General features: G+C 52.2%; 19 protein-coding genes and 3 tRNA genes. 20 read left to right on the forward strand and 2 right to left on the reverse strand.

The annotated features are described in order from the left end of the window. The first annotated feature begins 4 nt into the window (after window positions 1-4). From leuC to FZ040_RS00125, 13 genes are all read left to right on the forward strand, one after another. The gene (leuC, locus tag FZ040_RS00065; protein ID WP_149170115.1) at window positions 5-1,267 is read left to right on the forward strand and encodes a 3-isopropylmalate dehydratase large subunit; all 1,263 of its coding nucleotides are present in this window, start codon (window positions 5-7) and stop codon (window positions 1,265-1,267) included. Between the two features lies 1 nt (window position 1,268). Beyond that, window positions 1,269-1,757 (forward strand): 3-isopropylmalate dehydratase small subunit, encoded by a 489-nt coding sequence (locus FZ040_RS00070; protein WP_149170116.1) that lies wholly within the window; start codon window positions 1,269-1,271, stop codon window positions 1,755-1,757. A 2-nt stretch (window positions 1,758-1,759) separates the two neighbouring features. Continuing rightward, entirely contained in the window at window positions 1,760-2,827 is a 1,068-nt protein-coding gene (gene leuB, locus FZ040_RS00075) for a 3-isopropylmalate dehydrogenase (protein ID WP_149170117.1), read from the forward strand. Window positions 2,828-2,865: 38 nt separating this feature from the next. After that, window positions 2,866-4,530: a biosynthetic-type acetolactate synthase large subunit gene (gene ilvB / locus FZ040_RS00080; RefSeq protein WP_149170118.1), complete on the forward strand. Its 1,665-nt coding sequence runs from the start codon at window positions 2,866-2,868 to the stop codon at window positions 4,528-4,530. Between the two features lie 80 nt (window positions 4,531-4,610). Then, complete coding sequence (gene rfbA, locus FZ040_RS00085; RefSeq protein WP_149170119.1) at window positions 4,611-5,483, forward strand: glucose-1-phosphate thymidylyltransferase RfbA; 873 nt, start codon at window positions 4,611-4,613, stop codon at window positions 5,481-5,483. Window positions 5,484-5,488: 5 nt separating this feature from the next. Beyond that, complete coding sequence (rfbC, locus tag FZ040_RS00090; RefSeq protein WP_149170120.1) at window positions 5,489-6,055, forward strand: dTDP-4-dehydrorhamnose 3,5-epimerase; 567 nt, start codon at window positions 5,489-5,491, stop codon at window positions 6,053-6,055. 19 nt (window positions 6,056-6,074) lie between these two features. Beyond that, window positions 6,075-7,118 (forward strand): dTDP-glucose 4,6-dehydratase, encoded by a 1,044-nt coding sequence (rfbB, locus tag FZ040_RS00095; protein WP_149170121.1) that lies wholly within the window; start codon window positions 6,075-6,077, stop codon window positions 7,116-7,118. Between the two features lie 94 nt (window positions 7,119-7,212). Then, window positions 7,213-7,288, forward strand: a tRNA-Ala gene (locus FZ040_RS00100). A gap of 24 nt (window positions 7,289-7,312) precedes the next feature. Then, window positions 7,313-7,388: transfer RNA gene (locus FZ040_RS00105), tRNA-Ala, on the forward strand. A 462-nt stretch (window positions 7,389-7,850) separates the two neighbouring features. Further along, entirely contained in the window at window positions 7,851-9,359 is a 1,509-nt protein-coding gene (locus tag FZ040_RS00110; RefSeq protein WP_149170122.1) for an IMP dehydrogenase, read from the forward strand. A gap of 142 nt (window positions 9,360-9,501) precedes the next feature. After that, on the forward strand, window positions 9,502-10,179 hold the full coding sequence (locus FZ040_RS00115) for a response regulator transcription factor (protein WP_149170123.1): 678 nt from the start codon (window positions 9,502-9,504) through the stop codon (window positions 10,177-10,179). Further along, window positions 10,179-11,504, forward strand: a complete 1,326-nt coding sequence (locus FZ040_RS00120) for a sensor histidine kinase (RefSeq protein ID WP_149170124.1) — start codon at window positions 10,179-10,181, stop codon at window positions 11,502-11,504. Before FZ040_RS00115 ends, FZ040_RS00120 begins: the two co-directional genes overlap by 1 nt. Window positions 11,505-11,607: 103 nt before the next feature. Beyond that, the gene (locus FZ040_RS00125; protein ID WP_149170125.1) at window positions 11,608-12,057 is read left to right on the forward strand and encodes a hypothetical protein; all 450 of its coding nucleotides are present in this window, start codon (window positions 11,608-11,610) and stop codon (window positions 12,055-12,057) included. 34 nt (window positions 12,058-12,091) lie between these two features. On the opposite strand, the gene FZ040_RS00130 is transcribed toward FZ040_RS00125, so the two are convergent. Further along, window positions 12,092-13,252 carry an FprA family A-type flavoprotein gene (locus FZ040_RS00130; protein WP_149170126.1) on the reverse strand — a complete coding sequence of 387 codons (1,161 nt, stop codon included), beginning with the start codon at window positions 13,250-13,252 and terminating at the stop codon, window positions 12,092-12,094. A 134-nt stretch (window positions 13,253-13,386) separates the two neighbouring features. Between FZ040_RS00130 and FZ040_RS00135 the strand changes: the two genes are divergently transcribed. From FZ040_RS00135 to FZ040_RS00145, 3 genes are all read left to right on the forward strand, one after another. Next, window positions 13,387-14,622 carry an efflux RND transporter periplasmic adaptor subunit gene (locus FZ040_RS00135; protein ID WP_255448679.1) on the forward strand — a complete coding sequence of 412 codons (1,236 nt, stop codon included), beginning with the start codon at window positions 13,387-13,389 and terminating at the stop codon, window positions 14,620-14,622. Next, on the forward strand, window positions 14,619-17,717 hold the full coding sequence (locus tag FZ040_RS00140; RefSeq protein ID WP_149170128.1) for an efflux RND transporter permease subunit: 3,099 nt from the start codon (window positions 14,619-14,621) through the stop codon (window positions 17,715-17,717). The genes FZ040_RS00135 and FZ040_RS00140 overlap by 4 nt, the downstream gene beginning before the upstream one ends. A 13-nt stretch (window positions 17,718-17,730) precedes the next feature. Further along, a tRNA-Pro gene (locus tag FZ040_RS00145) sits at window positions 17,731-17,807 on the forward strand. A gap of 57 nt (window positions 17,808-17,864) precedes the next feature. On the opposite strand, the gene FZ040_RS00150 is transcribed toward FZ040_RS00145, so the two are convergent. Next, window positions 17,865-18,146, reverse strand: a complete 282-nt coding sequence (locus FZ040_RS00150) for a hypothetical protein (RefSeq protein WP_149170129.1) — start codon at window positions 18,144-18,146, stop codon at window positions 17,865-17,867. Between the two features lie 184 nt (window positions 18,147-18,330). Between FZ040_RS00150 and FZ040_RS00155 the strand changes: the two genes are divergently transcribed. The 4 genes from FZ040_RS00155 to FZ040_RS00170 all read left to right on the forward strand — a co-directional run bounded on the left by FZ040_RS00155 (window position 18,331) and on the right by FZ040_RS00170 (window position 25,988). Next, a complete protein-coding gene (locus FZ040_RS00155; RefSeq protein WP_149170130.1) occupies window positions 18,331-19,707 on the forward strand; it encodes an amino acid permease in 1,377 nt (458 codons plus the stop codon). Between the two features lie 221 nt (window positions 19,708-19,928). Then, complete coding sequence (gene nifJ, locus FZ040_RS00160) at window positions 19,929-23,453, forward strand: pyruvate:ferredoxin (flavodoxin) oxidoreductase (RefSeq protein ID WP_149170131.1); 3,525 nt, start codon at window positions 19,929-19,931, stop codon at window positions 23,451-23,453. A 149-nt stretch (window positions 23,454-23,602) separates the two neighbouring features. Beyond that, entirely contained in the window at window positions 23,603-24,199 is a 597-nt protein-coding gene (locus tag FZ040_RS00165; RefSeq protein ID WP_149170132.1) for a recombinase family protein, read from the forward strand. A 436-nt stretch (window positions 24,200-24,635) separates the two neighbouring features. Further along, the gene (locus FZ040_RS00170; protein ID WP_149170133.1) at window positions 24,636-25,988 is read left to right on the forward strand and encodes a GumC family protein; all 1,353 of its coding nucleotides are present in this window, start codon (window positions 24,636-24,638) and stop codon (window positions 25,986-25,988) included. Window positions 25,989-25,990 lie beyond the last annotated feature (2 nt).

Raw genomic sequence — 25,990 nt, forward strand, 5'->3', positions numbered from 1 at the left:
CAACATGGGCATGAATATGAGTGAGAAAATCCTGGCCCGTCATGCAGGCTTGGAGTCGGTCAAAGCCGGTCAGCTGATTACCTGTAAGCTGGACATGGTATTGGCCAATGATATAACGGCGCCGCCGTCGATTAAGAAATTTGAGGAAATCGGACGGCCTGTTTTTGACAACGAGAAAATCGCCTTGGTTCCGGACCATTTCCAGCCGGCCAAGGATATCAAATCAGCGGAACTGGCCAAAGCTGTTCGCGACTTTGCCAATAAATGGAATATCGTCAATTACTTCGAGCAGGGCCGCGTTGGTATCGAGCATGTCATCCTGCCGGAAAAGGGCATCGTTGGCCCAGGCATGCTGACCATCGGTGCGGATTCCCATACTTGCACCTATGGCGCAGTCAATGGCTTTGCCACCGGTGTCGGCTCCACGGATTTGGGCGCAGCTATGGCAACTGGTGAAGCCTGGTTCAAGGTGCCGGAGGCGATTAAAGTCAATTTGACCGGTCAAAAGCCGGAAAACATCAACGGCAAGGATGTCATCCTGACGCTTATCGGCATGATTGGCGTCGATGGTGCCCGTTATAAATCGCTGGAATTTACGGGCCCGGGCGTCAAGGAACTCACGATGACGGACCGCCTGACTATTGCCAATATGGCGATTGAAGCCGGCGGCAAAAATGGCATTTTCCCGTTCGATGAAGTCTGCAAGGAGTATGTTGAGGGCCGCGTCAAGAAGCCGTATGAGCCGGTCGAGGCTGACGCCGATGCGCAGTACTGCCAGACGGTTGAAATCAATCTCAGTGAACTGAAGCCAGTGGTTGCGTTCCCGCATCTTCCGGGCAATACGAAACGGGTAGAGGATATCGAAACGCCGATTGCCATCGACCAGGTAATCATCGGTTCCTGCACCAACGGCCGCTTGGAGGACATGCAGATTGCCGCGGAGATCCTCAAAGGCCATAAGGTGGCTGACCGCGTGCGCTGCATTATCATTCCGGGCAGCCCGGCCATTTATAAAGAATCCATGCGCCTTGGTTATATCGATGCGTTTATCGATGCCGGCTGCTCGGTATCGACGCCGACCTGCGGCCCGTGCCTGGGCGGTTACATGGGCATCATGGCAGCCGGCGAAAAATGCGTGTCGACGACGAACCGCAACTTCCGCGGCCGTATGGGACATGTAGACAGTGAGGTATATCTGGCAGGACCGCATGTTGCGGCAGCCAGTGCCGTCTTGGGACGCATCGCAACGCCAGAGGAGGTAAAGTGATATGAAGTTAGAAGGTAAGGTATGGCGCTACGGCGACAATATTGATACAGACGTCATCATTCCCGCTCGTTATCTGAATTCGTTTGACCCGAAAGAACTGGCCAGCCATTGCATGGTCGATATCGATGAGAGCTTCTCCCAGAATGTCAAAGCTGGCGATATCATGGTGGGCGGCAAAAACTTTGGCTGCGGCTCCTCGCGTGAACATGCGCCGGTAGCCATTAAAGCTTCTGGTGTGCCAGTGGTCATTGCGGCCAATTTTGCCCGCATCTTTTATCGCAACGGCATCAATATCGGCCTGCCGCTTTTGGAAATTGGCGATGATGTGGAAAAAATCAGTGCCGATGACCAGCTGCGGGTGGATACGGCTACGGGGGTAATTGAAAATGTCACGACTGGCGATGTCTTCCATGCGAACCCCTTGCCGGGCTTTATTCAGGATATTGCCAAGGCTGGCGGTCTCATCAACTACATAAAGGAGAAAAAATAACTATGGCGTATAAGATTACGGTAATTCCGGGCGACGGCATCGGCAAAGAAATCACCGATTCAGCCGTAGAAGTTTTAAAGAAAGCCGATGAGAAGTTTAGCCTGGGCCTCTCGTTTGCCTATCATGATGCCGGCGGTACGGCTTATGATAAATTCGGCACGCCGCTGCCGCAGGAGACCATCGATGCCTGCAAGGAGTCGGATGCGGTATTGTTCGGTGCTGTGGGCGGGGACAAATGGGATAACGTTGACCCGGCTCTTCGCCCCGAAAAGGCCATCCTTGGCCTGCGCAAGAATCTCGACCTTTATGCCAACCTGCGTCCGGTAAAGGTCGCCGATGCGCTGGTCGACTATTCGCCGCTCAAACCGGAACTCGTGCGCGGCGTCGACCTCGTTATCGTGCGTGAGCTCGTCGGCGGCATCTATTTCGGCGACAAATGCGAATCCGAGCAGCACAATGGTGCAGAACGGGCTTGGGATTTGGAAAACTATTCCGTTCCGGAAGTTGAGCGCATCGCAAAACTCGCCTTCGAGACGGCGAAATTGCGCCGCGGGAAGGTCACATCAGTCGATAAGGCAAACGTGCTGGCAACGTCGCGGCTCTGGCGCCGCACGGTGGCCAAAACTGCCGAAGGATATAAGGATGTGGAGCTCAACAACCTCTACGTCGATAACTGTGCGATGCAGCTGGCCATCCGCCCGACGCAGTTTGATGTCATTGTGACGGGCAACCTGTTTGGCGATATTTTATCCGATGAGGCCGCTGTGGTTGGCGGTTCGATTGGAATGATGCCGTCGGCTTCCATCGGTACCTGCACGAGCTTGTACGAGCCGATTCACGGCAGTGCGCCGGATATCGCCGGCAAGGGGATTGCCAATCCGATGGGAACCATCCTGTCGGCCGCAATGCTGCTGCGCTATTCGCTGCATGAAGAGCAGGCGGCCAAGGCGATTGAAAACGCGGTAGATAAGGCATTGGCTGACGGTTATCGCACGCCGGACCTTTGGAAAGAAGGATTTTCGAAGGCGAATACCGAAGAGATTACACGGGTAATCTGTGAGCGTATTTAAGTCTTCCCACTTGGGGTAGGCTGTTAGGAGGCGATTGTTTGAATGGTGCACAAGCAGTAGCGGCCTGCCTCAAGGAGCAGGGCGTTACCACAGTTTTTGGCTATCCCGGCGGCATGATTCTGCCGCTGTATGATGCATTTTATGATGACAAGGACATTCATCAGGTGCTCGTTACGCATGAACAGAATGCGGCGCATGCCGCCGACGGTTATGCGCGGGCTACGGGGAAAGTCGGTGTCTGCATTGCAACGTCCGGGCCCGGCGCGACAAATCTCGTAACGGGCATTGCCACCGCCTTTATGGATTCCATTCCGATTGTGGCGATTACCGGTCAGGTGGATACGACGCTTCTCGGCAAAGATGCCTTCCAGGAAACCGATATCCTCGATGTCACCATGCCCATTACCAAGCATAATTACAAGGTAAAAGAGGCACGCCAGTTGGTGCCAACCATTCGGGAAGCTTTCAAACTGGCTCGCAAGGGCCGCCCAGGTCCCGTGCTCATCGATGTTCCGCGGGATTTATTCTTTGCGGATGTCGAGTTTACGGCACTGGAACCGGAAGCAAAACGCGGCGGCGAACCGGATGCGGATTTTTTAATCTGTGCAGCTGAGGCGGCTGAGGAAATCGCCCGGGCAAAGCAGCCGGTGGTTATCGTTGGAGGCGGCGTTATTTCGGCCGGGGCCTCGGCTGAAGTCACGGCGTTTGTGGAAAAATTCCATTTGCCGGTGGTCCATACCCTGATGGGCTTGGGGGCGATACCAAGCTCCCATCCGCAGTCCTTGGGCTTTGCTGGCATGCATGGCGAGAAAGCGGCCAATCATGCGATTGCGGCTGCTGACTTAGTCGTGGCCATCGGCAGCCGTTTTGGCGACCGGCAGACGGGAAACCTCAAGAAGTATACCCAGGATACGAAGTTCATTCATATCGATATCGACCCGGCTGAGATTGACAAGAATGTGCGCAATACGCTGGGGCTGGCTGGCGATATGAAAAAGATACTGGCGCTTATCATGCGCCATGAGCCGGGCGGAGAACTTACCGACTGGTGGACGCAAATCCGCAAGTGGAAGGAATCCTACGAATACGATTATCACCTTAACCGTTTGACCGTGCCTTGGGCCATGCATCAAATCGCGGTCAGCACGCGGGGAAAAAAATACGCCTACGCTACCGATGTGGGCCAGCATCAGATGTGGGCGGCACTTCACCTTCGCGTTGAGGAACCGCGCACATGGCTGACATCTGGCGGTCTCGGGACGATGGGGTTTGGCTTGCCGGCAGCCATGGGCGCCCAGCTTGCCTATGGAGATACCCGGCGGGTAATCCATGTGGCCGGCGATGGCGGCATCAAGATGACGGGCAATGAATATTACACCATTGCGCGGCTGCAGCTGCCAATCATTTCGCTTATTGTGAATAACACGAGCCTGGGCATGATTCGCCAGTTGCAGAAAGTCATGTACAAGGAGCGCTATATCGCCTGCGAGTTTGATTATCCGATGGATTATGCCGCCTATGCGGGGAGCTTTGGCATAGAAGCCGAGAGCGTATCCACGCAGGAGGAATTTGCGGAGGCCTTGCAGCGGGCTTTGGAGGATAAAGAACATCCGCGAGTTATCGTGCTTAATGTCTGGCGGAGCTTCGTGGAGCCGATGATAAAGGGCGGCGCCCGTATCGACGAGTTCGTCGAATTCAAATAACAACTTCATAAAAGAAGGAAAATCACCCCGGTTTGTTGTATAATATTAAAGATGCAACGAAATCCGGAGGTGATTTTCTTTTGATAAGAAAAGGAATAATACTAGCAGGCGGTTCGGGAACGCGTCTCTATCCGCTCACGAAAGTTGTTTCCAAACAACTCATGCCGGTATACGATAAGCCGATGATATATTATCCGCTGAGTACGCTGATGCTGGCGGGCATTAACGATATCCTGATTATTACGACGCCGGAGGATCAGGAGTTGTTCCGGCAGCTTTTGGGTGATGGCAGCCAGCTGGGAATCCAGATTTCCTATGCGGTGCAGCCAAGTCCCGATGGACTGGCACAGGCGTTTTTGATTGGGGAGCAGTTCATAAACGGTGAGGCCTGCGCCCTGATTCTCGGCGACAATATCTTTTACGGTTCGGACCTTGCGCAGGCCATGCAGCGGGCGGCATCCCTCGATGAGGGCGCGACGGTATTTGCTTATTATGTCTCTGACCCGGAACGCTATGGTGTAGTGGAATTTGATGCCGAGGGAAAAGCTCTGAGCCTTGAGGAGAAACCGAAGGAACCGAAGTCGAATTATGCGGTTACGGGGCTTTATTTTTATGACAAGGATATCGTCGATATCGCCAAGACCATCCGTCCGTCGGCACGTGGGGAATTGGAGATTACAGACGTAAATAAGGTCTATTTGGAGCGCAACACACTGCAGGTGGAAAAGATGCGCCGCGGCTATGCCTGGCTCGATACCGGCACGCATGAATCCCTGCTGGATGCCGGTGCGTTCGTGCGCACTATTCAGGCGCGTCAGGGCTTAAAGATTGCCTGCCTCGAGGAGATTTCCTATCGCATGGGTTACATCGATGCTGCTCAGGTGGAGAAACTGGCCCAGCCATTGCTGAAAAATGAGTACGGAAAATATTTAATCAATATGCTGAAAGAGTGAAACTAGTGAAAGCAACAGAAACAAAATTAAAAGGTGTATTTATACTGGAGCCGCAGGTATTTGGCGATGCACGCGGCTGGTTTATGGAGAGCTGGTCCAAGCGCAAAATGGAAGAGGCCGGCATAAACGTGGATTTTGTGCAGGACAACCAGTCCTTTTCGGCGCAGAAGGGAACGCTTCGCGGCCTTCATTACCAGCTGAATCCGAAGTGCCAGGCAAAACTTCTTCGCTGCACGCGCGGCAAGATTTTTGATGTGGCCGTCGATATCCGCAAGGGATCGCCGCAGTATGGCCAGTGGGTTGGCGTTGAGCTTTCGGCGGATAATAAGAAACAGCTCTTCATTCCGCGCGGGTTTGCCCATGGCTTTATCACATTGACTGATGATGTCGAAGTGCAGTATAAGGCAGATAACTACTATGCGCCGGAATGCGACGGCAATATCCGCTGGGATGATGCGGATATCGGGGTAGAGTGGCCAATCGAGCCGGTCATCCTGTCCGATAAGGACAAGAACGCCCCGACGCTCAAGGAGAGGGCAGCAAATCACCTCAACTTTGTATATGAGGGTTGATAGGAAAGAGGTAATTTCTATGAATATCGTTGTAACTGGCGGAGCCGGTTTTATCGGTTCTAACTTTGTGTATTACATGCTCAAGAAGCATCCGGCTGATAAGATTATCTGCTTTGATAAACTCACCTATGCCGGCAATCTGGAAACGCTGGAAAAAGCGCTGACGAAGGATAATTTCAAATTCATTCGCGGTGATATTGCCGACCGTACGCAGGTCTATAAGATGTTTGAGACGGAAAAACCGGATATCATCGTGAACTTTGCCGCAGAGTCGCATGTTGACCGGTCAATCGAGAATCCGGAAATCTTCCTGCAGACCAATGTCATCGGTACGAGCGTCCTGCTCGATGCCTGCCGCAAATACGGCATTGACCGCTATCATCAGGTCTCGACGGATGAAGTTTATGGCGATTTGCCGCTGGACCGTCCGGATCTCTTCTTTACGGAGACGACGCCGCTTCATACGTCAAGCCCGTATTCGTCATCGAAAGCCGGCGCTGATTTGCTGGTTCAGGCATATCAGCGCACGTACAAAATTCCGGTGACCATTTCGCGCTGCTCGAATAACTATGGCCCGTTCCATTTCCCTGAGAAGCTCATTCCGCTTATGATTATCAACGCCCTGTCGGATAAGAAACTGCCGGTTTATGGCGATGGGCTCAACGTTCGCGACTGGCTCTATGTTGAGGACCATTGCGCGGCCATTGACATCATCCTGCAGAAGGGCAAAGTCGGTGAAGTCTATAACATTGGCGGCCATAATGAGCGCTCGAATATCGATGTCGTCAAAACCATCCTGAAAGAATTGGGTAAGGGCGAGGAAAACATCGAGTATGTCACGGACCGCAAGGGCCACGACCGCCGCTATGCCATCGACCCGACCAAGATTCGTGAGGAACTGGGCTGGGAACCGACGACGAAGTTCGAGGATGGAATCAAGCAAACCGTGAAATGGTATCTGGATAACCGCGATTGGTGGATGGGGATCATCAGTGGCGATTATCAGACCTACTATGAACGCATGTATGATACGCGGGTAAAACTCGAATTTGCAAAAATATAATTGCTGGTAAATTTTAAAAATAAGGGGTTGACAGAAAGTTGTCAGCCCCTTATAATATTATCTGTTGACAGCAACAAATCGACAGATTGGTCTTGGGGGCATAGCTCAGCTGGGAGAGCGCTTGAATGGCATTCAAGAGGTCAGGAGTTCGATCCTCCTTGTCTCCACCATAACAATGTTCGATTTAAACCAATGGGGGCGTAGCTCAGCTGGGAGAGCACCTGCCTTGCAAGCAGGGGGTCAGGAGTTCGATTCTCCTCGTCTCCACCATTTTGAAATAATAGGACTTAGCAGTTTGCTAGGTCCTTTTTTGTTGTTAAAATTTTTACTGATATAATCAGAAAATTATTGACATTCATAAAACTCCACGCTATAATAAAACCAAATAAAGGAACTGATAATTCTGAAAAGGTAATAGCTAGCCAACGGAAAATCAGATTCCTGAAGTGTACACGAGCTGATTAAGGAGGGGAGTCCGATGGGCCCGTAAGAGTACCCAAAAGGTAACCAAATGAAGACGATAAAAACGAATAGCGACGAATAGCAGTCAATGAGAAAAAAGCATTGGCTGCTATTTTTACGCCCGAATTACCCGTTTGTAACATTGTAAAGCGAACTGCAGTTTTAAGATTGACACAGATTCGCAATTATATTAACATATATAACAATATACACAGGCACAGTGTACTATTGCGATAGGTATTCAAAGGTATCAAGAAAGAAGGGGTTACGTTGGCATTCTATTTTAAAGAACCATCACACACTTTTGGCGAGTATTTGCTTGTTCCGGGATATTCCTCGGACAAATGTATTCCGAACAATGTATCGCTCAAAACTCCGCTGGTAAAGTTCAAAAAGGGTGAGGAGCCGAAAATCTCCATGAACATCCCGATGACTTCGGCTATCATGCAGGCTGTTTCGAACGATAAGATGGCAATCGCACTCGCTCAGGAGGGTGGCGTATCCTTCATTTATGGTTCGCAGACGATTGAAGAAGAAGCAGCAATGGTGGCTCGCGTCAAAAACTACAAATCCGGTTTTGTAAGTTCTGATTCCAACATCAAACCGACTACGACGCTCGGAGAAATTCTTGACCTCCTGCAGAGAACGAGCCATTCTACGATGGCCGTTACTGAGGATGGTACGCCGGACGGTAAACTGCTGGGTATCGTAACGAGCCGTGACTATCGCGTTTCCCGCATGTCGCTTGATACGCAGGCACAGGAATTCATGACCCCGTTTGACAAGCTCGTTTATGCAAAAGCTGAGGAAGTAACGACCATCAGCCAGGCCAACGACCTGATTTGGGAAAACAAGCTTAATATGCTGCCGATTGTTGATAAAAATCAGCACCTCCGTTACATGGTATTCCGCAAGGATTATACGAGCGATAAAGAGCATGAGCTCCAGCTCATCGATAAAAACAAACGCTACATCGTCGGTGCAGGTATCAACACGCGCGACTATGCTGAGCGCGTTCCGGCTCTCTTGAAGGCTGGCGCTGATGTACTCTGCATCGATTCCTCGGAAGGTTTCTCCGAGTGGCAGCGCATCACGCTCAAATACATCCATGAGAATTTCGGTGAGGATGTCAAAGTCGGTGCCGGCAACGTCGTCGACGGCGAGGGCTTCCGCTTCCTGGCTGAGGCTGGCGCTGACTTCATTAAAGTCGGTATCGGCGGTGGTTCCATCTGCATCACGCGTGAGACGAAAGGTATCGGCCGCGGCCAGGCTACGGCACTTATCGACGTTTGCCGTGAGCGCGATAAATACTATGAAGAAACGGGTATTTATATTCCAATCTGCTCCGATGGCGGTATCGTCCATGACTATCATATGACGCTGGCACTGGCAATGGGCGCTGACTTCCTGATGCTCGGCCGCTACTTCTCCCGTTTCGACGAGAGCCCGACGGATAAAGTCAAAGTCAATGGCACGTACTACAAAGAGTACTGGGGCGAGGGTTCCAACCGTGCCCGCAACTGGATGCGTTACGATCTCGGCGGTGCGCGCAAACTTTCCTTCGAGGAAGGCGTTGACTCCTATGTACCGTATGCTGGCCCGCTCAAAGACAACGTTCAGACGACGCTCGCGAAGATTCGCAGCACGATGTGCAACTGTGGTTCACTGAGCCTGCCGGAATTCCGCGACAAGGCAAAACTCACGCTTGTATCGGCTACGAGTATCGTTGAGGGCGGTTCCCATGACGTCATTCTCAGAGACCGTCTTGGCCGCGAATAATGTTTCCTGGTGTGAGCCTGTAATTACATAGAAATGAGGAAAGGACGGATTTCTTAGGAAATCCGTTCTTTTTTCATAGGAATTTCAAGAAAAGCAGGATATAATAGTAGATAAGATAAACTATCCGGGAGGCATTTTATTTATGCGCGTACTTTTAGCTGAAGATGATAAAAGGCTGGGGAAATTAATCCAGTATATGCTGGAACAGAATGATATTCAGGTTGAATGGGTGACAAATGGCAACGATATTTATGAATATGCCAAGTACACCGATTATGATATTCTTGTGCTCGATTGGATGATGCCGGGCGTGACTGGTGTGGAGGCTTGCAGCCGCCTGCGCCATGAGGGCTATGAAAAAGCAATTCTGATGCTTACGGCGCGCGATTCGGTGGAAGACCGGGTCACGGGGCTTGATGCCGGGGCGGATGATTACCTCGTAAAGCCGTTTGAGTTTGCCGAACTTTTGGCACGCCTTCGCGCGCTGGGACGCCGCAGCACGCAGAAAATCCAGCAGGATGTAGTAGAAGTTGGCGATTTTACGCTGAATCGCACGGCTAAGGTCTTGAAGAAAAAGGACGATGTCATTCAGCTGTCGCCGCGTGAGTTCCAGATTTTCGACCTGCTGGCGCAGAATATCGGCATCGTTGTTCCGCGCGATATTATCCTTGACCGCATTTGGGGACTCGAGTCGGATGTCAGCTCCAACAATATCGATTCGTATATGAAGATTTTGCGCAAAAAGCTTGACCTTGGTGATGGAGATACGATTATCAAGACGGTTCGCGGCGTTGGGTATAAACTGGAGGCCCATAAGTAATGACAGAGAACCTTTTTGGTAAGAGCCGGCGAAAGCTGACGATGCTTTATTCGCTGGTTATGATTATTTTTTTGGCCGTGCTGATTTTTGCTATGCATCAGTCCATGGAATGGTCCATCCGCTCGGAGCAGGCAAGGGAGCTTTGGGATACGGCCGATAATGTCGCCGAGGCACAGAAATATCTCAATCAGCATCCGGAATTGGTCATCGATGATACGGTGGCGTATAAGAGCACGAATGACCGCTTGTTCTTCTATGTGTTTGACGAGGACGGCCGCCTGCTCAATTTTGCCCGGGCATCGTTCCGCATCGAACCCTTTATCCTCGATGTCATGAATCAGTGGAATTCCAGCGAGGGCGAAGTGGCGGTCGTCACCAAGCCGCGGGAAAATGGTCATAAGACGAAAATCATGATGACCATGCAGAAGATTCAGCAGCCGGGCATGACTCCGCAGACGGTTTACGTCGGAAAAGATGTCACGGCGCTTTACAACGGCATGGAGAAAGCGACGACCATCATGGCCGGCCTTGGCCTGCTGGCACTGATTGTCGCGACGATTGTCGGCCATATCCTGTCGGGCAAGGCCATGGTGCCGCTCAAAGCAGCCTATGAAAAGCAGCGCCAGTTTGCAGCCGATGCCAGCCATGAGCTGCGCACGCCGCTGGCTGTTGTCATGGCGTCGGCCGATTTGCTGCAGAACGACCCATCGATAAAGTCGCCGTTCCTCAAACAGGTTATTGAAGACGTGCGGGATGAAGTCAAGAAAATGACGAAACTCGTCGGCGACCTGTTGGTGGTCGCCCGCAGCGACAATAAAGCGCTAAAACTTAAGCCGTCGAAGTTCGATTTCGGCGCAGTGGTAGCGCAGACGGCAAGGCTTATGGCACCGCTGGCTGAGCAGAAAAAGATTACGCTGGTGGCCGACCGCCTGCCGAAGGCCATCATTCATGCCGATGAACAGAAAATTCGCCAGCTGGTGCTGATTTTGGTCGACAACGCCGTAAAGTATACACCGGAGGGCGGGCAGGTGACAGTCGAGTTCCGCAAGGCAGAAAAGGGCAAGGTAAGTCTCGCGGTTGCCGATACGGGAATCGGCATATCGCCTGAGGATCAGGAAAAAGTCTTCGACCGTTTTTACCGCGTCGATAAAGCCCGTTCGCGTGAGATGGGCGGCAATGGCTTAGGTCTTGCAATTGCCCAGGAGATTGTCAACCTTCATCAGGGCGACATCCGCATTGAAAGTGAATTGGGTAAGGGAACGACGTTTATCGTTACGCTTAAGACGAAAGTCAAGGGGAAAACGAAGCCCCTCAATATGATTTAAAAAAGAATAAAATATCTGGTTGGTTCAGCAGGATTTCTTTGGCGGGATAACGAACTATTAAGGTAGTTAAGTGTGCGCAAGTTTTCGCAGCGGAGGTGTGTTCATGAAGCATGACGGTTTTGATGAACGCCTTGATGGAATTCTTGTACGGGCTGCCATCCGCCTCCAGGAGAGGATGCGGCTGGCATATTCTCGGGGGAACTTGTCTGCTTATTTGAACCGTATCGGATTAGGAAAACTTTTGGAGCCTTCGCTCTTGGAACGCGGCAGTCTGCTGGAGCTTCAGGATGAAGCGGCCATCGCCATGGCCAGGGCTATCCGCAAAGCCAGGTTAAGAGGGTATCTCAAGGATTTTCTCGAGCAGATTAACATGCTGGAACTATTGGACTATGGCAAAGAGGAGAAGGTACATAAGCCTTCACGCGGTCATGAGCATAAGGTAAAGAAGAAAAAATCCTACCTGAAGATGGTTGAGGGCGAAAATAAGCGCTCGGCAATGTCAGAAGCTGAGAAGAAGGAACTCCTGAAGAATTTCAAGGTAATTAAAACATGAAAAAGAGGACTGGTGACAGTCCTCTTTTCGTATATCAGATGTTAGTTATGCTTTCGGTGATTTTTGCCAGCTGCTCGGCAGTGGGCGTGTTGGCGATGCGGATATTCGGCAGGATGATTTCAATGCCGGCGGCTTTTAGTTCGTTTTCGACCTGGGCGATGCTCTGGCCGCCCCAACCGTAGGAGCCAAAGGCAAAGCCCAGGTGATTCTTCGGGGCAAGGCCTTTTAGATAGCAGAGGAAGCTTGCGATGGTCGGCATCATCTGGTTGTTGATGGTCGGAGATCCTACGGCGAGGTATTTGGCCGTGAAGATATCGGTGACGATGTCGGAGAGATGATTCTTTTTGATATCGTAAAGTGAGCAGGGAATGTTTCGCTGCTGGAAAGCTTCGGCGATTGTGTGGGCGATCGTTTCCGTTGCGTGCCACATGCTGTCAAAGACGACAACGGCCCGCTCTTCGACTTCGCAGGCAGACCACTTTTGATAGCAGGCCATGATTTCGGGGATATGGCTGCGCCAGATGACGCCATGGCCAGTGGCCAGCAGCTCGATATCAAGGCCACCGAGGGCCTGAAGGGCGGTTTGTGCCTGACGGCCGTAGAGCATGAGAATGTTGGCATAGTATTTTCTGGCTTCGAACAGAATGGTTGACAAGTCATTTTCGTCGTCGAAGCGCTGGCTCGAGGCGAGGTGCTGGCCAAAGGCGTCGTTAGAGAACAGGATTTTTTCCTCGGGGCAGTAGGTGACCATACTGTCGGGCCAGTGAAGCATGGGCGTCGGTACAAATTGCAGTTTGCGCTTGCCGATATCGAGCTGGTCGCCGGCTTTTACGCCTTCGTAGGGCAGCTCCCCATAGCGTGCCTTGAGGCCTTTTAGCCCGTTGGGCAGGCTGGTGATGATTTTTGCCTTCGGGCATTGCTGGGCAAGGATGGCCAGTGAGCCTGAATGATCCGGCTCGACATGGTTGGAGATGATGTAGTCGATTTTGGCTGGATCGATGACGGACGAAATCCGCGCGAGCAGTTCCTCGGCGAAACTGTCTTTTACGGTATCAATCAGCGTGATTTTATCGTCGATGATCAGATAGGCATTATACGTTGTGCCGCGGCCGGTCTGGTAGCCGTGAAAACTGCGCATGGACCAGTCGATGGCACCGACCCAGTAGATATTTTTCTTGATTTCAACTGCTTTCATGTAGATGGCCTCGCTTTCAAATTTTTACTATACCAAAATATTCTGCAAATGTGTGCATTTACCTGCTCTGCGTGTTAAAATAAAGCTATCATATTAAGGTAGGGTGAAAGACCATGCGTCATAAGTTTCAAGACATGAATAGAAAACAGCAGCTTATTGCGGCGGCGGCTTGCCTGGTGGTATTAGCTGTTGCGCTTTATTTTTATTTCGGCAATGCCCGGAATACAAAAAAGGCGGTGCGTCATGGCAATCCGCTCGTCAAAGTGCAGACCGTAGTGCGGCAGGATATGATGCGGCACATTGCGCTGTCGGGGCAGACGGTTGCCGATGCCAATATTCCGCTGGCGCCCAAATACACGGGGCGCATTACGGCGGTCAATGTCAAACTGGGCGATGTGGTCAAAGCCGGCCAGGTCCTTATGGTTCAGGACACGGCAGACCTTGATATCTCCATCAATCAGAATGCGGCGGCGGCCAATGCCGCCCAGGCCGATGCCCGCGAAGCGGCGGCTTCCTATGATGCCAATTACATCAAGGCCAAGAATGCGTACGAATTGGAGCGCAGCCGCTATCAGCGCAATCAGTATCTCTTTTCCATCGGGGCGATATCGCAGGATAAACTCGACTCGGTGGAGCAGGAGTATATGGCCAGCAAGGCAGCCTTTGATGTGCTCGCCAATCAGGTGGAAGGCGGTGACGCAGCCAGCGTCCAGTCCAAGGAATACACGGCTGAAAAGCAGAGGCATGCTACTGATGCCCTGCGCAAACAGCGCGACGATATGATCCTGCGGGCGCCGCGCGATGGTGTTATCGGCTACCGCAATGCCGAGGTCGGTGCCATCGTATCGGCGGGCACGAAGGTGCTCTCGCTCGTCGACAACAGCCATATCAATGTCGATTGCACGCTGTCGGAGAGCGATGCGGCGATTCTCGAGCCTGGCATGGACGTCAATGTGACGATTGATGCGATGGGGCAGGATTACGTCGGGCGGATTGTCTACGTGAGCCCGGCGATGGATGACAGTTCCAAAACGTATCAGGTCCGCATTGAATTAAGTGAGAGCAAGGACGCCATCAAGGCGGGGCTCTTTGCGCATACGGCGATTGACATCCTGCAGCGGCGGGATACGCTCTTCGTGCCGAAGGCGGCCGTGCTCTCTAAGAACGGGCGGCAGACGCTCTTTGTGCTACGCGAAGACGGCACCGTCGAGGAACGCGAGGTCAAAATCGGCCTGATGAACGACGATGACGAAGAGATTATCGATGGCCTCGAAGATGGCGACATAGTTATCCTGTCCAACCAGGACAAGCTGCAGACAGGGACTAAGGTCGATGTAGCCGATGGCGATGAAGCGGAGGCAGACGAATGAATCTGACACGTTTTTCCATTAATAGGCCGGTTGGCATCTCGATGATCGTCATGTTCTTCGTGGTGCTCGGCCTGTACAGTTACTATCGCATTGGTGTCGAGCTGCTGCCGGCACTTAACACGCCTTACGTCACGGTCTCGGTAAAATACCCGGGGGCCAGTGCGGATTCTGTTGAGCAGGAAATCGTAAAGCCGGTGGAGGATGCGCTGTCCTCGGTGTCAAATGTCAAGAAAATCACCTCGACGGCCAGCTATGAGCGCGCCCGCATCATGCTCGAGCTGAACTTTGATGCCAATGCCGATACGGCGGCGATTGATGCGACCAAGAAAGTCGAGGCCATCAAAAACAAACTGCCGGATGAAGCGGATTCGCCGGTCGTCATTAAGCGCGATATCAACGCCAAGCCAATTGTCGAGCTGGCGGTCATCAGCCAGCACAGTCTGGCCGATACCTACTCTATGACGGATAACACCTTTCAAGAGGTATTGCAGCAGGCCGGCGGCGTTTCGGAAATCGAACTGCACGGCGGCCGGGATAAAGAGGTGGCTGTGGAAGTCGATCGCGACAAGATGGCGGCCTACAAACTGACGCTCAGCAAAATCAGTTCGGCGATCCGCAACGAAAACCAGCTGCTGCCGTCGGGCTCCGTCTATACGGAAACAACTAAATCCGATGTCCGCGTCATTGCACAGTACAAGACGGCCAAGGACATCGAAAAGGTACAGGTGCAAAACACCGAGGGCAAGATGATTCCGCTGACTGCCGTCGCAACCGTCCGCGAACAGGATGCGCGCATTGCGCGCTATGGCCGGTTGAATGGGGAAGATGCCATCAACGTCCTGATTTATAAAAACAGTGATGCCAATGTCGTCGAGACGGCGGGCAACATTCTAAAAGCCGTGGAAAAACTGCGGAAGAATTATCCCGATTACCAATTTGTCGTGGTTTCCAACGATGCCGATTACGTTCAGGATTCGCTCCACAACACACTCGGCACCCTGATTGAGGGCCTTATCACGACAGGGCTCGTGCTGTTTTTGTTCCTGCGCGGCTGGCGTTCGACGGCAGCCGTCATGGTGGCGATTCCGACCTCGCTGATTGCCACGTTCTTCGTCATGTATGTGGCCGGCTTTACGTTCAACATGATGTCGTTGATGGGCATGACGCTTTGTGTTGGTATTTTGGTCGATGACTCCATCGTCGTGCTCGAAAATATCACGCGCCATTTGCAAATGGGCGAGGAGCCGAAACTGGCCGCCGAGCATGGGCGCAACGAAATCGGCATGGCCGCTATCGCCATAACGCTTTGCGATGCTGCTGTCTTTATGCCGATTGCCTTTATGGAGGGCATGACCGGTCAATATTTCCGCCAGTTCGGCCTGACCATCGTCTTTGCTGGCTTTTTCTCGCTGTTCGTTTCCTTCACGCTGACGCCAATGCTGGCATCAAGGCTTTACAAGCATGGCTATCATCCGCAAAAGACAAAGCTTTGGGATTATATGGACCGGCTGGAAAGTAATGCCGTGGAATACTATGAGAAAATCCTGCGCTGGAGCCTTGGCCATCAGAAAAAACTGCTTGGCGGCATAACGGTGATTTTTATTGCCGTTGTTTCGATGGTGCCCTTGGGACTCGTCGGTTCCGAGTATATGCCGCAGACGGATGAGTCGAGTTTTACCATCAACATTCAGGGGCAGATTGGGTCATCGTCGGAGGAGACCAACCGCATTGCCAAAAAACTTGAGGGCAAACTTGCCGAAATTCCTGAAGTCAAGTACTATATGACTCAGGCGGGCGGTTCCACGGCCTATGAAGGCCGCATCAAAGTCCAGCTTTACGACCGCAAGGACCGTTCGCGTTCGGTCTGGGATGTGGCCAATGAAGTCCGCCGCTTTGCGGCCGATATCAAGGATGCGGACATCCGCATTGCCGAAACGCAGAGCAACGTGGCCGGCATCTCGGGCGGCGGTGGCGCCCGAAATGGCGGCGGTGCTCTGCAGATTGAGCTTCGCGGCAACAATACCGAAGAACTCAACGCGGCCGCCGAGCGCGTCATGAATATTTTACGGTCCGATGTCAAAGGCGTTACCGACGTCAACAGTTCCTATACCGAGGGCATGCCGGAGCTTCAGCTGACCGTTGACCGGCAGAAGCTGAAGACCTATGGCACGTCGCTTGCCGACGTCGATACGGCCTTTGCGTCGGCTATCTCGGGCCTGTCGGCCGGGGAACTTAAAAACGACGCGGCCAATAGCGGTCTTGATACCAATATCAAGGTCCGGTTCAAAGGCGCCGATGGCTATAAGCCGTCTGATGTCGCCCATGTGCCGATTTCGGCTGGCGGCAAGCTCATTTATCTTGGCGATGTTGCCGAAATCAAGAACGGCCGCGGTCCGGTATCGATACGACGGGTGGATAAGCAGCGGGCCATCGCCATCGGTGCCAATATCAGCGGGCGCCCCATCGGCGATGTGATGAGCGATGTCAAAAAAGCCATGAAGAAAGCAAGTCTTGGCGATACGGTAACGTATCAGTTCAAGGGACAGGCAACCCGTATGAACGATACGTTCTCAGACCTTTTGAGCGCGCTTTTCCTGGCTTTGGTGCTCATCTATATGCTGCTGGCCGTGCTCTATGAGTCGGTCATCACGCCGTTTATCCGCATGTTTTCGCTGCCACTGGGAATCATTGGTTCGATTCTGCTGCTGTTCATCACCCACAATACCCTCAATCTCTATTCGATGATTGGTATTTTGGTAATGGACGGCATTGTCGCCAAGAACGGTACGCTGCTGATTGACTACACGCTGACGCTGATGGACCGCGGCCGGACGGCGCTGGAAGCCATTATTGAAGCCGGCCGGGTAAGACTCAAGCCGATCTTTATGACGACCATTACGATGATGGTCGGCATGATGCCGACGGCTCTTGCGATGACGGCAGGCAGTGAGACGCGCGTCTCGATGGCCTGGGTTATCATCGGCGGCCTTTTGACCTCGACGGTATTTACGCTGATTATCATCCCGATAATTTTTTTGTGGTTTTATCAAAAAAAAGAAAAAAAGACTTGCGTTAATCCGAAGACTGCGTTATAATAGTTTCTGTTGTCGGGATGTGGCACAGTTTGGTAGCGCGCTTCGTTCGGGACGAAGAGGCCGCAGGTTCGAATCCTGTCATCCCGACCATTATGACGACAATACAAAAGACCAGCTCAGTGAGCTGGTCTTTTTTCATCTGCACAATCAATAGTCACGTACATTTTTGTCGCCAATAAAGCGGATAAACATATCTGGTGCTATAATTTCATCATCCAATTGAATCAGGGCCTTATGCAGATGGATGGAGACGAAGCGGCCATCGTGTTCATGCTCAATCTCATCGGCAAATTCTTCCTCGTAGTGTTCCTTGAAGGTTTCTGCGGTACTTTTACTGGAAGAGACGTTGAGAATACTCGTGTAGACGTTTTCCTGTCCTTTTCCGTACTCGAGCTTGAGGATGACATAGATAGTCATGTTCTTGATCATAGGTCGCCACACTCCTTGCTTTATCCCACAATTACCTATTGGTCTCTATCAAAGCTTATTTATTCGACGTGCTACAAGGGAATCCTGCTTACAGAATTACAAAATTTGTGTTTGCTTCTGTCCTTTAGTGTGGTATAATACAACAGTATGTTTATCCAGAGAAAACAATTTGAGGAGTGATTGTGTGGGGATTTTTCGCACAAAAAGCATTGCCGAGTATCAAAGCGATGCGTCAAAATCCCATCTGAAGCGGGCGTTAGGCTCTCTTGATGTTACGCTTTTAGGTATTGGTGTCATTGTGGGAACGGGCATTTTCGTACTCACGGGCGTGGCGGCAGCCAAGTATGCCGGACCGGCACTGATGCTTTCGTTTTTATTGGCAAGCCTGGCTTGTGGTTTTGTCAGCATGGCTTATTCGGAACTTGCGTCGATGATTCCGGTGGCGGGCAGTGCTTATGCCTATGCGTATACGTCGGTCGGCGAACTTCTGGCATGGTTAGTAGGGTGGAACCTCGTGCTAGAATATTCGGTTGGTGCCAGTGCCGTTGCCGGCGGCTGGTCGGCTTATGTCGTGGGACTTTTGAAATCGGCGGGGATTACGCTTCCGGCTGAGTACACGATGGTCCCGGCCGATGGCGGTATCGTGAACCTGCCGGCCGTGCTGATTACGGGCTTTTTGACCTTCCTGCTCGTGCGGGGCGTTCGGGAAAGCGTCACGGTCAATAAGATTCTCGTCGGGGTCAAGCTGCTGGCCATCTTTATTTTCTTGTTCCTGGCGGCGCCAACGGTGAATCCCGCCAACTGGGAACCATTTATGCCGTTCGGCTTCGCTGGCGTGTCGGCAGGTGCGGCTGTAATCATCTTCGCCTATCTTGGCGTTGATTCCATTGCGACAGCTGCCGAGGAGACGAAAAATCCAGCGCACGATATGCCGACGGGCATCATCGCTTCGCTTTTGATTTGCACGCTGCTCTACATTGCCGTGACGGCCGTCATGACCGGCAATGTATCGTATACGGAGCTTGACAATGCCGAGCCAGTGGCCTTTGTCCTGCGCGAACTCGGTTACCGCTTCGGCTCAGCCGTAGTCGGTACCGGCGCGATTGCCGGGCTTACGACCGTACTGCTCGTCATGATGTATGCGCAGACGCGTGCCTTCTATGCCATGAGCCGCGACGGGCTGATTCCGAAAGCCGTTTGCAAGATTCATCCGAAATACGCGACGCCGCACCGCATCACGGTGATTGTCGGTCTCGCCGTCATGCTGATTAGCGGCTTTACGCCCATCAACGTCGTTGCCGAGATGTGCAGCGTCGGCACGCTCTTTGCCTTTATCGTTTCGTCCGTAGGCGTCATGGTCATGCGCCGCAAATATCCGGACATCAAGCGTCCCTTCCGCTGTCCGGCGATTTACGTCATGGGAACCCTGGCCATTGCCAGCTGCGCCTACATTATGTACAACCTCTCATCGATGACCTGGGAGCGTTTCTGGGTATGGAGTGCCGTGGGCATCCTGATTTACTTCGCCTATGGGTACCGTCACAGCAAGGAAAACAAATAAATACAGCCTTCCCCTGTGGGGAAGGCTTTTCTATATGTAAACATGTAACATAATATTTACATTTGTCCATTTACGATATATAATGTTATTTACGTGGGGATATACGCAAAATTTATTGTGTGATTATCTTCAGTAACATAGATTACTGACCACGGCGCGGTTTTCGCGTTATCCTAGCTATATATTGCAATTCTATTTTAATAGAGGGGAGCAAACAAAACATGAGCAAACAGATGAAAACGATGGACGGCAACCAGGCTGCCGCCTACATTTCCTATGCTTTCACCGATGTTGCGGCAATCTATCCGATTACGCCGTCTTCGCCGATGGCTGAGCATGTGGATGAGGATGCCGCCAAGGGCAAGAAGAATCTTTTCGGCCAGACGGTCCGTGTCATCGAGCTGCAGTCCGAGGCTGGCGCAGCAGGTGCCGTTCACGGTTCCTTGCAGGCTGGTGCCTTGACGACTACCTATACGGCATCCCAGGGCTTCCTGCTGATGATTCCGAACCTTTATAAAGTTGCCGGTGAACTCCTGCCGGGCGTATTCCACGTATCGGCACGCGCACTGGCTGCCAACTCGCTGAACATCTTTGGCGACCATCAGGATGTCATGGCTGCCCGCCAGACTGGCTGCGCTATGCTCGCTGAGGCAAGCGTACAGGAGGTCATGGACCTCTCGGCGGTTGCCCATCTCGTTGCCATCAAGGGCCGTGTTCCGTTCATCAACTTCTTTGACGGTTTCCGCACCTCCCACGAGATTCAGAAAATCGAAATGGTCGACTACGATGACCTCAGCAAGATTCTCGACTGGGATGCCGTTAAGGAATTCCGCCGCCGCGCACTGAACCCGGATCATCCGGTTATCCGCGGTACGGCAACGAATCCGGACGTCTACTTCCAGAGCCGTGAGGCTTCCAATGAATACTACAACGCGCTGCCGGATCTCGTCGAGGAAGCTATGGCTGACATGGCAAAAATCACGGGCCGCGAGCATCACCTGTTCGACTACTACGGTGCCGAGGATGCCGACCGCATCATCATCGCAATGGGTTCTGTCTGCCAGGCAGTCCAGGAGACGGTTGATTACCTGAACCAGAACGGCGAAAAAGTCGGTCTCATGAACGTTCATCTCTATCGTCCGTTCTCGCTCAAGCACTTCTTCCAGTTCATGCCGAAGACGGTCAAGAAAGTTGCCGTCCTTGACCATACGAAAGAGCCGGGTTCGCTGGGTGAGCCGCTTTACCTCGATGTCAAGGCAGCCTTCTACAACTCCGACATGAGCCCGATTATCGTCGGCGGCCGTTTCGGTCTCGGCGGCAAGGACACGACGCCGGATCAGATTTTCGCCGTATTCGAAGAACTCAAGAAAGACGCTCCGAAAGATGGCTTCACGATTGGTATCGAGGACGATGTCACGAACACGAGCCTCGCACCGGTTATGAGCGATGTTGACCTGACGCCGGAAGGCACGACGGCCTGCAAGTTCTGGGGGCTCGGCTCTGATGGTACGGTCGGCGCTAACAAGAGCGCCATCAAGATCATCGGCGATAAGACCGACATGTATGCTCAGGCATACTTTGCCTATGACTCCAAAAAATCCGGCGGTATTACCATGAGCCATCTGCGCTTTGGTAAACAGCCGATCAACAGCCCGTATCTCATCAACAAGGCAGACTTCATCTCCTGCTCGCAGCAGTCCTATGTCTACAAATACGACCTGCTCGCAGGCCTCAAGAAGGGCGGCAAGTTCCTGCTCAACACGACCTGGTCCGATGAAGACCTCACGCAGCATCTGCCAGCTTACATGAAGCGCTTCATCGCTAAGAACAACATCGAGTTCTACACGGTAAATGCTGTCGACATCGCCAAAGAGCTCGGCCTCGGCGGCCGCTTCAACATGGTAATGCAGTCGGCATTCTTCAAGATTGCGGGCATCATTCCTATCGACACGGCTGTTGACTACCTCAAGGATGCCGTCGTAAAATCCTATGGCAAGAAGGGCCAGAAGGTTGTCGATATGAACAACGGTGCTATCGATAAAGGTATCGAGGCCCTGCATCGCGTAACGGTTCCGGCTGACTGGGCAAATGCCGAGGATGAGGCAGCAGAGAAGAAGAACGCTCCGGCCTTCATCACGGAAATCCAGGATGTCATGAACCGCCAGGAAGGCGACAAACTGCCGGTTTCCAAATTCGCAGGCGAAATGGCTGACGGCACGTTCCCGCTCGGCGGCACGGCCTATGAGAAACGCGGCACGGCTATCAGCGTTCCGGTTTGGGATGCTGAAAAATGTATTGGCTGCAACAAGTGCTCCTATGTCTGCCCGCATGCTACGATTCGTCCGGTACTGACGACGGACGAAGAGCTCGCAGCAGCTCCAGAAGGTTTCCCGTCCAAGAAGGTAAAGGCCGTCAAGGACTACAACTTCACGGTGGCAGTATCGACGATGGACTGCCTCGGCTGCGGCAACTGCGCACAGGTCTGCCCGGTCAAGGCCCTCGAAATGAAGCCGCTTGACGATGAGCTCAAGGCTCAGCAGGTATACTTCGACTACGGTGTCGACGCGAAGAAGGTCGCTCCGAAGAAGAACCCGATGAAGAAAGAGACGGTTCTCGGTTCCCAGTTCGAGCAGCCGCTGTTCGAGTTCTCGGGTGCCTGCGCTGGCTGCGGCGAGACGCCGTATGCAAAACTTCTGACGCAGCTCTTTGGCGACCGCATGATGATCGCCAATGCTACGGGCTGCTCTTCCATCTGGGGCGGCAGTGCACCGGCTATGCCGTACACGACGAACCACCTCGGCCATGGCCCGGCATGGGGCAACTCCCTGTTCGAGGACAACGCTGAGTTCGGTCTCGGCATGTTCCTCGGCACGAAATCCGTTCGCGACAGCCTGGCTGCTGATGCCAAGGCGGCCGTTGAGGCAGGTAAAGGCAGCGCCGAGCTGCAGGCCGCTCTGACGGATTGGGTCGAGAACCTCAACAACGGCAACGGCACTCGCGAGCGTGCCGATAAACTCACGGCTCTGCTCGAAGCTGAGAAGGGCAGCGATGAACTGCTGAACAAACTCTACGAGAACAAAGACTACTTCGTCAAACGTTCGCAGTGGATCTTCGGCGGCGACGGCTGGGCTTACGATATCGGTTACGGCGGTGTTGACCACGTTCTCGCATCGGGCGAAGACGTCAACGTATTCGTATTCGATACCGAGGTTTACTCCAACACGGGCGGCCAGGCATCGAAATCCACGCCGGCAGCCGCTATCGCACAGTTCGCAGCCGCTGGTAAGAAGACGAAGAAAAAAGACCTTGGCATGATGGCTAAGACTTATGGCTATGTCTATGTTGCTCAGGTTGCTATGGGCGCTGACCAGAATCAGCTGCTCAAGGCAATCACGGAAGCTGAGGCATATCCAGGCCCGTCCCTCATCATCGCCTATGCACCGTGCATCAATCACGGCATCCGCAAAGGCATGGGCTGCAGCCAGCTCGAGGCAAAACTTGCTGTCGAGTGCGGCTACTGGGCTAACTACCGTTACAACCCGCAGCTCATCGGCACGGATAAGAATCCGTTCAGCCTCGACTCCAAAGAGCCGGACTTTGACAAGTTCCAGGAATTCCTCATGGGTGAGAACCGCTACATCAACCTCAAGCGTTCCTTCCCAGAGGCAGCCGAAGCGCTCTTTGAAAAGACGCAGAACGATGCTAAGACCCGCTATGAAGGCTACAAGGCTTTAGCTGGCAAATAATTAACAGAATAGCTGAGACAACGAGCCCGCTCTATTGATGAGCGGGCTCGTTTTTTTTGACTTTTTGGGGAGAGGAGGCTGCTTTTTGACAAGTCAATTCATGTATTCCTATAGAGGGGAAATTTCCCCGTCAGATAGGAGGAAGAAAAATGAAAAAATATGCGTACATCCGGGTGTCGAGCATCGACCAGAATGAATTGCGGCAGCTGAAGGCAATGGAAAAACTAGAAATTCCAAAGCCAAACATCTACATCGACAAACAGTCCGGTAAGGATTTTCAACGCCAAAACTATCAAAAGCTGGTACAGCGGCTAAAGCCAGGCGATTTGTTATACATCTTAAGCATTGACCGGCTCGGGCGCAACTATAAGGAAATCCAGAACCAATGGCGGCACTTGACTGAAGAGCGAAAAATCGACATCTGCGTCATCGACATGCCTCTCCTCGATACGCGCCGCTACAAAGACTTGCTTGGAACCTTCATCTCCGATCTTGTGCTGCAAGTTCTGTCATTCGTAGCCGAATCCGAACGCGACAACATCCGCAAGCGCCAGGCGCAAGGCATCGCCGCCGCTAAGGCCAAAGGCATCCGCTTCGGCCGCCCCGAGGTAAAAGTCCCGCAAAACTTCGAAAAACTCGTCAACAAATGGCGCAATAACAAAATCACTTGCGAAGAAATACTTAAAATATGCGAAATAAGTAAAGCAACTTTCTACCGAAGAGTTCGCGAAATGGGAATAAGTTAACAAATAACTTAACTAAAACTTGAATTAGTTAAGTTATTGCGTCGATATTTGAAGTAATGATGCAAAAGTGAAGGAATAACTGAAGAACTTGTTAAGTTACGGAAAGAAAATTAGCAAAACGCATAGCAGGCTAAAAGCCAGCGCCCCCAAAGAGGTGGTTTCTCTTTAGGGGCGCTGGCTTTTTATATAGGTAAAGTCTCATAAAGTGTACTTTTTGAGACAAGACAATCACAAGGCTTATTATAGCATTCACAACGACATATGTCCATTTTTGTTTGTTTTTCATACCCTAAAAGGTCAGGAAAAATAAAAATTAAAAGAAAATAAGAGGCCAAGCGTCTTTATCAAAAAGTACACTTTTTGATAAAAATCGCACGCAATGATTTATATATAATCTACACGAAGAAAACGAGACGAAAAGGAGCAACGTAACGATATGGAAAACGAAGAGAGCATTGACCTGGGCAGACTCATGCAGATCATGCTGGAGCGCAAGAAGGTAGTAGGGGGTATCGTTGCGGGCTGTACAGCCTTGGCTATCGGTACGGCGTTTATCCTGCCGAAGCAGTACGAGTCCACGGCCCTCGTCCAAACGCGAAGCGCGGGCAAGGATATTGGTGGTGCCGCCGCCATGGCTGCCGCAATGGGGATTAATGTTGGCGGCAGCAGCTCGAATGCATCGCCGCTGAACTACATCGAACTCATGAAATCGCGCCGCGTCCTTGAACCGATTATTGACCAGATGGAATGGCCAAATGAAAAAGCGAAGCCGGACGCTAAAGGCTTTGCGAAAAGCAATCTTAAAATCGAGAATACCAAGCAGACTAACCTCATCACGGTAACGGCCACGGGCCGCACGCCGGAAGAGGCGCAGATGATTTCTCAGGGAGTTGTGGATAACTTCCTCACCATGCAGACGGAAAACAGCCAGCAGACGCAGAGCCTGCTCGTAACGTTCCTCAACGACCGCATCGAAAAGGCAAAACAGGAAGCCGACGATGCCGCCGCGAAGCTTGCCGCCTACTCCAAGGAAAATAAAATCTACAGCCCGAGCGACCAGGCCAAACTTGCCATCGAGCAGCTAAACGCCTACGACAAGACCATCGGCGAAATGCAGGTCAAACAAAAATCGGCCCAGGCCCAGTACGATGTCGCGACGCAGAAACTTGGCGAGCAGAAAGCCGGTGCGAGAAACTTCAACATCAACGACAACAGCACCGTCCAGAGCATCCGCTCCCAGATTGTCAAACAGGAAGTCGAGCTCGTCGGCCTTCGCCAGAAATACACCGAAAACCATCCAAACGTAATCGCGGCCAAGAATCAGCTGGCCCAGCTCCAGCAGGCCCTTACCGATGAAGTCGGTGCTGTCGTTGGCTCCAATGCCGCCAGCCTTAACGCGGCTCAGATGGAAATCCTCAAGAACCAGGCTGTAGCCCAGGCCGAAGTCAGCGCCGCCAGCGCCAGCGAAGAAGCCATCAAGGCGAAAAAATCCGAAAAAGAAGCCGAAATCGGCAAACTCCCGGACGCCATGATGAACTACATCCAGCTCGAAAGCGACTCGAAAATCAAACAACAGATATACCTGAGCCTCGTTCAGCAGTGCGAACAGGATAAAATCCAGGAAGCCATGGAAAGTATGGATATCCAGATTATCGACGCCGCCAACCTCCCTGACGAAGACAAACCCGCGGCACCAAGAAAGAAACTAATCGCCGCCATCGGCTTCGTCATCGGCTGTCTGATCAGCTTCGGCTACGGACTCATTTGTTATAAACGAGAAGAGGCTTAAAT

The sequence above is a fragment of the Pseudoselenomonas ruminis genome, from assembly GCF_008271295.1.
GTDB classification, from domain to species: domain Bacteria; phylum Bacillota; class Negativicutes; order Selenomonadales; family Selenomonadaceae; genus Selenomonas_A; species Selenomonas_A ruminis.

What these genes read in the sequence shown, in the direction of transcription:
- FZ040_RS00125 (WP_149170125.1), top strand. Translation starts at nt 11,608, where the DNA reads ATGAAGCATGACGGTTTTGATGAACGCCTTGATGGAATTCTTGTACGG.
- FZ040_RS00140 (WP_149170128.1), top strand. Translation starts at nt 14,619, where the DNA reads ATGAATCTGACACGTTTTTCCATTAATAGGCCGGTTGGCATCTCGATG.
- FZ040_RS00150 (WP_149170129.1), bottom strand. Translation starts at nt 18,146, where the DNA reads ATGATCAAGAACATGACTATCTATGTCATCCTCAAGCTCGAGTACGGA.
- FZ040_RS00120 (WP_149170124.1), top strand. Translation starts at nt 10,179, where the DNA reads ATGACAGAGAACCTTTTTGGTAAGAGCCGGCGAAAGCTGACGATGCTT.
- FZ040_RS00170 (WP_149170133.1), top strand. Translation starts at nt 24,636, where the DNA reads ATGGAAAACGAAGAGAGCATTGACCTGGGCAGACTCATGCAGATCATG.
- FZ040_RS00165 (WP_149170132.1), top strand. Translation starts at nt 23,603, where the DNA reads ATGAAAAAATATGCGTACATCCGGGTGTCGAGCATCGACCAGAATGAA.
- nifJ (WP_149170131.1), top strand. Translation starts at nt 19,929, where the DNA reads ATGAGCAAACAGATGAAAACGATGGACGGCAACCAGGCTGCCGCCTAC.
- FZ040_RS00135 (WP_255448679.1), top strand. Translation starts at nt 13,387, where the DNA reads ATGAATAGAAAACAGCAGCTTATTGCGGCGGCGGCTTGCCTGGTGGTA.
- FZ040_RS00070 (WP_149170116.1), top strand. Translation starts at nt 1,269, where the DNA reads ATGAAGTTAGAAGGTAAGGTATGGCGCTACGGCGACAATATTGATACA.
- leuB (WP_149170117.1), top strand. Translation starts at nt 1,760, where the DNA reads ATGGCGTATAAGATTACGGTAATTCCGGGCGACGGCATCGGCAAAGAA.
- FZ040_RS00115 (WP_149170123.1), top strand. Translation starts at nt 9,502, where the DNA reads ATGCGCGTACTTTTAGCTGAAGATGATAAAAGGCTGGGGAAATTAATC.
- leuC (WP_149170115.1), top strand. Translation starts at nt 5, where the DNA reads ATGGGCATGAATATGAGTGAGAAAATCCTGGCCCGTCATGCAGGCTTG.
- rfbB (WP_149170121.1), top strand. Translation starts at nt 6,075, where the DNA reads ATGAATATCGTTGTAACTGGCGGAGCCGGTTTTATCGGTTCTAACTTT.
- FZ040_RS00130 (WP_149170126.1), bottom strand. Translation starts at nt 13,252, where the DNA reads ATGAAAGCAGTTGAAATCAAGAAAAATATCTACTGGGTCGGTGCCATC.